At 43.4% G+C, this 9,813-nt stretch carries 11 protein-coding genes; 7 read left to right on the forward strand and 4 right to left on the reverse strand.

What is annotated here, in order from left to right:
- The 7 genes from HRT75_RS10005 to HRT75_RS10035 form a co-directional block, all read left to right on the forward strand.
- The coding region (locus HRT75_RS10005) for an SDR family oxidoreductase (RefSeq protein ID WP_291185973.1) at positions 1–369 on the forward strand (369 nt) is incomplete at its 5' end.
- Positions 370–530: 161 nt separating this feature from the next.
- On the forward strand, positions 531–1,298 hold the full coding sequence (locus HRT75_RS10010) for an AAA family ATPase (RefSeq protein WP_291185976.1): 768 nt from the start codon (positions 531–533) through the stop codon (positions 1,296–1,298).
- Entirely contained in the window at positions 1,298–2,194 is an 897-nt protein-coding gene (locus HRT75_RS10015; protein WP_291185979.1) for a ParB/RepB/Spo0J family partition protein, read from the forward strand. The genes HRT75_RS10010 and HRT75_RS10015 overlap by 1 nt, the downstream gene beginning before the upstream one ends.
- Positions 2,184–2,780, forward strand: a complete 597-nt coding sequence (locus tag HRT75_RS10020; protein ID WP_291185982.1) for a DUF5683 domain-containing protein — start codon at positions 2,184–2,186, stop codon at positions 2,778–2,780. Before HRT75_RS10015 ends, HRT75_RS10020 begins: the two co-directional genes overlap by 11 nt.
- Positions 2,777–3,478, forward strand: a complete 702-nt coding sequence (gene dapB / locus HRT75_RS10025; protein ID WP_291185984.1) for a 4-hydroxy-tetrahydrodipicolinate reductase — start codon at positions 2,777–2,779, stop codon at positions 3,476–3,478. Before HRT75_RS10020 ends, dapB begins: the two co-directional genes overlap by 4 nt.
- Positions 3,479–3,531: 53 nt before the next feature.
- Positions 3,532–5,118: a signal peptidase I gene (gene lepB, locus HRT75_RS10030; protein WP_291185987.1), complete on the forward strand. Its 1,587-nt coding sequence runs from the start codon at positions 3,532–3,534 to the stop codon at positions 5,116–5,118.
- 6 nt (positions 5,119–5,124) lie between these two features.
- Entirely contained in the window at positions 5,125–5,754 is a 630-nt protein-coding gene (locus HRT75_RS10035) for a WbqC family protein (RefSeq protein WP_291185988.1), read from the forward strand.
- On the opposite strand, the gene HRT75_RS10040 is transcribed toward HRT75_RS10035, so the two are convergent.
- From HRT75_RS10040 to mutL, 4 genes are all read right to left on the reverse strand, one after another.
- Positions 5,755–6,765: an endonuclease/exonuclease/phosphatase family protein gene (locus HRT75_RS10040; protein WP_291185990.1), complete on the reverse strand. Its 1,011-nt coding sequence runs from the start codon at positions 6,763–6,765 to the stop codon at positions 5,755–5,757.
- A 97-nt stretch (positions 6,766–6,862) separates the two neighbouring features.
- Entirely contained in the window at positions 6,863–7,666 is an 804-nt protein-coding gene (locus HRT75_RS10045; RefSeq protein WP_291185993.1) for a rhomboid family intramembrane serine protease, read from the reverse strand.
- Positions 7,667–7,668: 2 nt separating this feature from the next.
- Positions 7,669–8,370, reverse strand: coding sequence for a rhomboid family intramembrane serine protease (locus tag HRT75_RS10050; RefSeq protein ID WP_291185996.1), 702 nt, complete (start codon positions 8,368–8,370; stop codon positions 7,669–7,671).
- Positions 8,371–9,813 (reverse strand): DNA mismatch repair endonuclease MutL (gene mutL / locus HRT75_RS10055; protein ID WP_291185999.1); only part of this gene is annotated, 1,443 nt, incomplete at its 5' end.

The raw sequence follows: 9,813 nt of genomic DNA on the forward strand, positions 1-9,813 counted from the left end.
GCAGGTGTACTTGCCATGACGCGTTCTCTCGCTGTAGAATGGGCCAAATACGGCATTCGCTTTAATGCGATCGCTCCAGGGCCATTCCCAACTAAAGGCGCTTGGGACCGACTGTTACCTGGTGATCTCAAAGAAAAATTTGATCTGGCCAAGAAAGTACCACTAAACCGAGTTGGTGACCATCAAGAGTTGGCGAATTTGGCCGCTTATCTGGCATCAGACTTCTCTCATTACTTAAATGGAGAGGTAATTACTATTGACGGTGGAGAATGGCTAAAAGGTGCTGGACAATTCAATCTGCTTGAAGAAATTCCGCAAGAAATGTGGGACATGTTAGAAATGATGATCCGCGCCAAAAAGAAAAAGTAGTCTAAGACTCAAAATTTGCTTTATTCTTTCTAAACCTAAGGCTGAAGGGCTGTTGAAAAGTTCTTTACGCCTTAGCGATGCTGTTCACTTCCTGTTAACAAGTAGGCTTTCCTAAACGGGCTAATAATTGTATTTTTAAATTCTCAAAACGAAGACTACTTATGGGTAAAATTATAGCTGTAGCCAATCAAAAAGGCGGTGTCGGGAAGACAACCACCTCGGTGAACTTGGCGGCATGTCTGGGAGTGTTAGAGCAAAAGGTTTTGCTCATCGACGCAGATCCTCAGGCTAACAGCACCTCGGGCCTCGGTATTGACGTGGCTCAGGTCCAAAACGGAACCTACCAGCTTTTGGAGCATACGGTAGGCGCCGACGATGTTATCGTCCAAACAGATTCCCCCAATCTAGATCTAATCCCTGCACATATCGATCTAGTTGCCATTGAGATCGAACTGGTCGACAAAGAAGCACGTGAATACATGCTCAAACGCGCCATTGAAGATTTAAAAAACCGTTATGATTACATCATCATTGATTGCGCACCCTCTTTAGGCCTTTTGACATTAAATGCCTTAACCGCTGCGGATTCAGTGATTATTCCAATTCAATGCGAATACTTCGCTCTTGAAGGACTAGGCAAGCTGTTGAACACCATCAAAAGTGTGCAAAAGATCCACAATGCGGAGCTTGATATAGAAGGCCTTCTGCTCACCATGTATGACCAACGTCTACGCTTGAGCAATCAGGTTGTGGAAGAAGTGCGCAAGCACTTTGATCAAATGGTATTTGAGACAATTATCCAACGCAATGTGCGTTTAAGTGAAGCGCCGAGCTACGGGGAAAGCATCATTAGTTATGATGCAGGTAGTAAAGGTGCCAATAATTACTTAAGTTTGGCTCAAGAACTCATTGAAAAAAATAGCAATTAATGGCCAAGGCGACTAAAAAGCAGGCATTGGGACGCGGACTTTCGGCTTTGTTGAAAGATCCTGAAAACGATATTAAAGCTGTTGGCGACAAGAATGCCGATAAGGTTGTTGGAAATATTGTAGAGTTGGAACTCGATTTTATCGAGGTCAACCCATTCCAGCCAAGAACCAGCTTTAATGAAGAGCAGCTGCGCGAATTGGCAAGTTCCATCCGTGAATTGGGTGTAATTCAACCCATCACGGTTCGCAAATTGGCCTTTAACAAATACCAATTAGTTTCTGGAGAGCGCAGGTTTCGTGCCTCAAAACTGATTGGCCTTACCACCGTTCCCGCTTACATTCGTATTGCCAATGATCAAGAGTCTTTGGAAATGGCCTTGGTGGAAAATATCCAACGTCAAGACTTAGACCCTATTGAGATCGCCTTGTCTTATCAACGCCTTATTGAGGAGATCGATCTGACTCAAGAAGCACTCTCAGATCGTGTCGGTAAAAAACGCTCAACGATTGCGAATTATTTGCGATTGCTGAAGCTGGACCCGATCATTCAAACCGGAATGCGTGATGGTTTTATCAGCATGGGTCACGGACGTGCCTTGATCAATATAGACGATTCTGAAAGTCAATTGGATATTTATGAAAAGATCATTGACAAGAACCTTTCCGTACGTGCTACCGAAGCCTTGGTAAGATCTTTTAAAGATCCGTCAGCACCCGCCAAAACCACCAAAGCGCTGCCTGCAGCTGCCAAGAAACAAAACGATATCCTAGGTTCAATTTTAAATGCCAAAACCAGCATCAACATGAACGCTAAAGGAAAAGGGAAACTGGTTATTCCTTTTGACTCTGAGGCTGATCTAGAACGTATTGTCAAACGCATTCAAGGTGAGAATTAAGCATTTATTCCTTCTGTTTTTTGGGATAGTCACCACCCTAGCCCATGCACAAGACGACGAACTGGATGTTCGTGTTCAAGATACCGTAGTTGCCACTACCGGAACGATTTTGGATTACGACCCTTTGGCACCGTCTAAAGCAGCATTCTATTCTGCTGTATTACCAGGATTGGGTCAGGCTTACAATAGAAAGTACTGGAAGATTCCTATTGTTTATGCTGGAATCGGTACGGGGATCTACTTTTGGATTCAACAGGATCAAGAGTACGATCGATTTAGAAATGCCTTTAAGCGCCGTTTGGCTGGATTTACCGATGATGAGTTCTTTGGGGATGGAGAAACGCCTTTAGTTTCTAATGATCGTTTGATCGATGCACAAAGACAGGCTCAGAAAAACAAGGATATCAGCCTCATTGTCGCTGTGGCCTTTTATCTGATCAATATTGTTGATGCTAATGTAGATGCACACTTGCGTCAGTACAACATCAACGATGATCTTTCACTTACACCTCAATTGCAGATCGATCCCGTTTCCACCCAAGCGAGCTACGGTCTGAGTCTGCGATTCAATTTTGGACAACGATGAAAATTGCCTTACTCGGTTATGGGAAGATGGGACAGACCATTGAACGTCTTGCTGCTGCCCAAGGACATGAAATTGTAGTGGCCACCAATGATAGCGCCTCTATATCAGATTTTAATAATGCCGAGGTCGCCATTGATTTCTCTGTACCAACAGCTGCTTACAACAATATTAAAAAAGCTCTTGAAGCTGGGATCCCAGTGATTTCTGGTACTACAGGCTGGTTGGAAGAACTCCCGAGAATTGAAGCCTATTGTCAAAAAAGAAAAGGGGCCTTTTTATACGCCTCTAATTTCAGTGTGGGGGTCAATATCTTTTTCGCCATTAATCAAAAACTGGCGGAATTAATGGGACAGCAAAACCAATACGAACCCAGCATAACCGAAATCCACCATACACAGAAACTGGATAAACCCAGTGGTACCGCGATCACCTTGGCAGACGCGGTATTAAAGTTTTCACAAAAACAGGCTTGGGCGTTACAAAACAACAACCCCAGCGACCTATGGATCGATTCCATCCGCGAAGGGGATGTCAAGGGAACGCATCATGTCAAATACCAATCGGCAGTAGATACGCTCACCATTAGTCATGAGGCCCACAGTAGAGACGGCTTTGCGCTAGGAGCCATTGTTGCTGCCAAGTGGATCATTGGAAAACAGGGCGTGTTTAGCATGCAGGATGTATTAAACCTGAGTTAAAGCCCTATATTTGAATCAAAATTATCACTAATTAGCAGTCAAAATCGCTACGCATGACCTTAGAAGGACTTTTGATATTCATCCTAATTGTTCAAATCATACATTTTGCGGGTACTTGGAAATTGTACCAAAAAGCGGGAAGACAAGCTTGGGAAGCTGCTATACCGGTCTACAACGCGGTGATCTTAATGAAGATCATCAACCGTCCATGGTGGTATACCATTTTACTCTTTGTGCCGATTGTCAATCTGATCATGTTCCCCGTACTGTGGGTGGAAACACTGCGTAGCTTTGGAAGAAACTCGAATGCAGACACCTATCTAGGCGTGCTTACTCTCGGGTTTTACATCTACTACATCAACTATTCTGTAGATGTAACTCACTTGCCAGATCGCAGCTTACAGCCAACTACGTCAGCCGGAGAGTGGATCAGCTCCATATTATTTGCTATAGTTGCGGCCACCTTGGTGCACACCTACTTTATGCAGCCTTTTACCATTCCAACATCATCCTTGGAAAAAACATTATTGGTAGGAGATTATCTGTTTGTAAGTAAGTTTCATTACGGAGCGCGTACACCGATGACTCCAATTGCGTTTCCAATGGTTCATGACACCGTGCCTTTAGTGAATAGCAAATCCTACAGTCCGCAGCTAAAAAGTCCATACATGCGTATGCCGGGCTTTCAAAAGATCAAGCGTAACGACATTGTAGTCTTTAACTGGCCAGTTGATACCGTAAATATTGTTAGCGCGCCTAATGACGGTAAATTCCACTACAAGCCCATTGACAAGAAGACAAACTACGTAAAGCGCTGTGTTGGACTCCCTGGAGATTCTATTGAAGTTCGAGACGGCTATGTTTGGGTAAATGGGGAGCAAAATGTCCTTCCAGACCGCGCTAAATTGCAGTTTGGCTATGTGGTGTATACGAAAGAAGCCTTGACTGAAGGCGATATTGACTACATCAGAAAGCGCTTCGATATTACAGATATCATTCCAGAGTATCGTCAGCCAAACACCTACTATATGCAGATCACGGATCCTGCCTTAGAGCAGTTCCGCAATTTTGCGAAAGTATTACAGGTAGAGTCTCTCCGTAAATACGAGGAAGCTGGGAAGTGGTCTCGAGGTATCTTTCCTTATGACCCGCGCTACCCGAATAACAATGTTCATTTTGGACCGATATACATTCCTCAAAAAGCAGCTACAGTAGCCATCACTCCAGAAAGTATTGGCTTATACAAACGCATCATTGAGGTCTATGAGGGCTATGAAATGGGGGTGAGCAATACCATTCGTGTTACCCCGACAGAGGTACTTCTAAACGAACGCCCAATAACGGAATACACCTTTGCCCAAGATTATTATTGGATGATGGGTGATAACCGAAACAATAGTGAAGATTCGCGTACTTGGGGCTATGTTCCATTCAACCACGTTGTTGGAAAGCCAGTCTTTGTCTGGATGAGTATTGACGGGCAAGCCAAAGGTTTGGCCAATAAATTCCGATGGAAAAGATTCTTTACTACTGTGGGCGGCTCTGGTGAACCCGTATCCTATTTCATTCCATTTCTTGGACTCTTAGTAGCCTGGTTCATTTTCAATTTCTTTAGAAAACGCCGTAAACAACAGGCATAATCAATCATGCCGAGCGTCACGTCTTTAGTACATCCAGCATACTTTGGCAATCTTGCACTTTGGAGTGTGATCGTCAAGGCTGAAAGGCTGTTGATCGAGCGTTGTGATAATTATCAGAAGCAAACCTATCGCAATCGATTATACATTGCGCACAGCAACGGCAAGCTGGGCTTGAACATTCCTGTAAAGCACAGCAAAGACGGTCAGCGTCAAAAGACAGCTACTGTAACTATAGAAAACAACTTTCATTGGCAGCGCGATCATTGGCGAAGCTTGGAAGCTGGATACCGCAGCTCTCCCTTCTTTGAGTTCTATGAAGACGAACTGGAACCTTTCTTTCAAGAGAAAAAAGAAACCCTTTTTGACAACAACATAAAAAGCATGGAGCTCATTGCGGAATTGTTGGGAATCCCTCTGGAGTATACTCTTACAGAGCAATACGATGTAGAAATCACAGAGCCGACAAAAGATTATAGACATTTGATACGCTCTAAAAAAGTTCCAGAAATTGTCACACCGCATTACCACCAGGTCCATGAAGTGGAACACGGTTTCTTAAATAACTTAAGCGTGTTGGATTTACTCTTTAACCTCGGCCCGGAGTGTATCTCGTATTTGGAACAATTAAAACTTTAATTATTCCCAACCAATCGTACCTAAAACAGGTCGATGATCTCCAAACGGCCTGCCCAAAGTCTCAAAAGAGTCTATACTCAAACTTTGGTCGGCAAAGATGTAATCGATTCGAATGGGGTAAAAATCAAAGGTAAAGGTACTGCCAAGGCCTGAGCCTTTTTGCGCATATGCGTCTTGATATTCCAAGGCAAAACGACGGTAGACATAACTAAAAGCAGTATTGTTCAAATCTCCTCCCATGATAACGGGATAACCCGATTGACCGCTGTGTTCCAAAACTGCTGCTGCTTGCTCCTGTTGCAGTTTGAAGGCTTGACTTATTCGACGGCGAATCAAATTACCCTGTTGATCTTGCAGGTCAGAAACATTAGGAGCGATCTTAAAGGATTGCAAGTGCACATTATAGACCCTTAAGGTATCTTCTTGAGTTACAATATCCGCAAAAAGGGTATTGTTTCCCGTTTTATTAAAATCAAAAGCGCCCTTTGCAATAATGGGATGTTTAGAAAAAATAGCATGCCCCAGATTCCTATTCCCTCGAAAATGAATGTACTTATGGGGAAAGGCGCTAAAGGCACTCTCTTGTTGTTTATGGTACTCTTGAATCAGCAATACATCGGGTGATTGTTCATTGATCAGCGTTTGCATTTTAGCCTTAACCTCAGGATCCGGATTCTCTCTGTATGCCTCAAAGAGTTCCACATTAAAGGACATTACTTTGAGTTGTTTTGGGTATGGCTGCGCGGACTCTGAACCCCATTTCCAAAATGCATTAAAGTGCACATAAGCGATCAGCAATAAAACCGCTGAAACCCAAATACGCTTCTTCAATCGGAACAACCAATAAATCACAAAGGCCAAATTAATAGCCAATAAAGGCGATACCAAGAGCGAGAGTGCACTCAGCAGCGGAAAGCTGTCTGGAGCTATATATGGGGTAATGAAGGACAGTGTCAACAAGATTGCTGCCACGACATTTAGCGCGTAAAGGATTTTATCGATCAGTTTCAATGATCGCGGATTTATTGTTTGTTTACTCCCGATACTTGAACAAGAAATCTTTTTCTGCCTTGCTCAAGCTCTCGTAACCACTCTTGCCGATCTTATCCTAAATGGCATCGATCTTCTTTTGCTGCTCGTCTTTACTGCTCGCAGAGGATGTAGCACTGTTGCGCATAGTCCCCTTGGGGTTTCGATGCACTTTTTTAAACGGACGTTTTTTGCGCGGCGTAAAATAACTCACCAACGCATCCATAAAACGTTCAAAACCAGCACCGATATTATTGCCTTTGGCCAATTGTTTGGCATAGGTATAACCAAAGATGGCACCACCCATATGGGCCATTAGGCCTCCAGCATTATCTGAAGCAGGCATAGCAATAAGGTCCTTCAAAACAAAGAAGGCGGCAATTTGCCAAAGCTTTATGTTAAACATAAAAACGCGCATTTCTGCGTTTGGCGTATATGTGGCTATAAAAACCATCACCGCAAAAACTGCGGCAGAAGCCCCTTGAAGATTTCCAACGGTGAAATCATCAAAGGCAGGGAATAAATTAAATGCTAAGACTGTCAAGACTCCACCTGCTACTCCTCCTAATAAATAAAGGGTCAAGAGGGTACGTTCTTTAAACAGGTTCAGGACTATGTTTCCAAACCAATAGAGGATCAGCATATTGAAGAAGATGTGCCAAAACCCGCTGTGTAGAAAGGCATAGGAAAAGAAGGTCCAAGGTTTGTAAAGGAAATCCCAAGTTTGCAAGGGCAGTGCAAACCACGATTTCATGTCGGTCTCATTGATTCTGAGAATAAAGGATCCTAAATAGAAAACAAAGAACACGATCACATTGATCACAATGAGTTTGATCAATATGCTGGACATTCTGTATTTCTGAAGCAGATCGCTTTGTGACATAATTATTGGGGATTAAACATCGATTTTCGCCAACTCCAAGCCATGATAAAGCCAAACAGGGCTCCTCCTACGTGTGCCCAATGCGCAATTCCAGGCAAGTTGTCGGTTAGATTCAATACGGTGTATCCTATCAAAATAAGCGGAACAAAATACTTTGCCTTGATAGGTACTGGCAAAAAGATCATCATCAACTGCGCGTTTGGGTAATACACAGCGAAGGCCGTCATAATTCCGTAAACGGCTCCAGAAGCTCCAACAGCAGGGATAAAATAACCTTCAAAGTTGATGTTGGGATAATCTACAAACACCTGCCCATTAGCGATCGCCTGATCAATCAAATCTCTGGTAATTCCCACTTGGGTCAGAAAATTGATATCCAATTGTAGATCGATATAATTAGCAAGCGTATGGATCAAAGCCGCGCCCAATCCAGCAGAAAAGTAAAAGAACAAAAAGCGTTTAGTTCCCCACTGACGCTCTAAAGGCGTTCCAAACATCCACAAGCCAAGCATATTAAAAGCAATATGGGAAACACTTCCGTGCATAAACATATGCGTGACCGGTTGCCAGAATTTGAATGAAGGGTTCTCATAGAAATACAAAGAGAATAACTGATACATCGTATCGGGCATACTCATGGTACCCACAAAAACGATCACGTTAATGATCAAAAGAACCTTTACTGTTTCAGAGATAGAATACACTTAGAATTTCTTATCGATTTCTGTATTTGTTACAATTTTAAAAGTCGGTTTACCAAAAGGACTCACTCCAGACTCCTTGCAGGCAAACAATTGGTTGATCAGATGTTGTTGTTCATCTTGACTCATCTTAGATCCGGAACGAACGCTCAGACTCTTCGCCATACTCTTGGCCAAGGCATCATTAGCACTAAAGCTCAACTCCGGAACGTCGGCACTGAGATCTGCCAAAAGATTCTCAATGACCTCCCCTACTTGATCCGCTTCAACAGAAGTGGGTATAGCCGTTAAGGAGAGTTGCTCCTCAAAGTTCATTTCAAAGCCCAAATGGGTCATCCCGTCACTCACCTCTTGCAACAAAGCGCGTTGTTTGGTATCTAACGCTAAAGTTAGTGGAAATAACAATGCTTGACTATTAGCTGCTTCGGATCCCATCCGTCTCAAGAAATCCTCGTACAAAACCCGCTGATGCGCGCGTCTCTGATGCACCAACAACAAGCCACCCGTTGTTGGACTGGCTAAATATTTCCCAAACAATTGCAAACTCGGCAATTGCGACTGCTGCTCTTCCGACTCAAAAAAACTACCGCTTAGCTCACGACTTTCCAAAGTGATCTCTTCGAGATCTGCTTGACTATCTGCGTTATCTACCTGGGTATACAAAGCTTCCCAACTGGGTTGATGTTGTTGTAGTCGCTGATAGTTACTTCGGCTTGCAGAAGACTTCTCTTTAAAAGGATTGAATGTCGGGTCTACAGCAATATTGGGCATCTTGGGAGTAGCCTGATTCATATCATAGGGCGTATCCAAAGCTTCATCCCTGTTAAAATCAAGTACGGGCGCCACATTGAACTGTCCCAAACTGTGTTTTACAGAAGCCTGTAGCATGGCGTAAATGGTGTGGTCGTCATCAAACTTGATCTCCGTTTTTGTCGGGTGGATGTTGATATCGATACTGTCCGTAGGAACCTTGAGGAACAAAAAGTATCCGGGTACGGTCTTATCGCGCAACAGGCCCTCAAAGGCAGCAGTAACTGCATGATGCAAATAGGATGATTTTATAAAACGATCGTTGACAAAGAAGAATTGATCTCCTCGAGACTTTTTAGAAAATTCAGGTTTGATCACAAATCCGCTTACCGAGACCACATCGGTTTCTTCAGAAACGGGAACCAAACGCTCTTTGGTCTTCGCGCCAAAAATTCCCGTGATACGCTGTTTTAAGTTCGACTTGGGCAAAGAAAACAACAGTGAATCGTTAGAATGCAAGCTGAAAGCCAATTCAGGATGCGCCAAAGCCACACGGTGAAATTCATCAATGATGTGACGCAGTTCTACCGAATTGCTCTTTAAGAAGTTGCGACGCGCTGGAATATTGAAAAATAAATTCTTTACAGAAAGTACTGTCCCCACAGGAGGTACGCATTCAGAGACCTCGGTGAGCTC

Source organism: Gilvibacter sp., assembly GCF_013214815.1.
In the GTDB taxonomy this organism is placed as follows: domain Bacteria; phylum Bacteroidota; class Bacteroidia; order Flavobacteriales; family Flavobacteriaceae; genus Gilvibacter.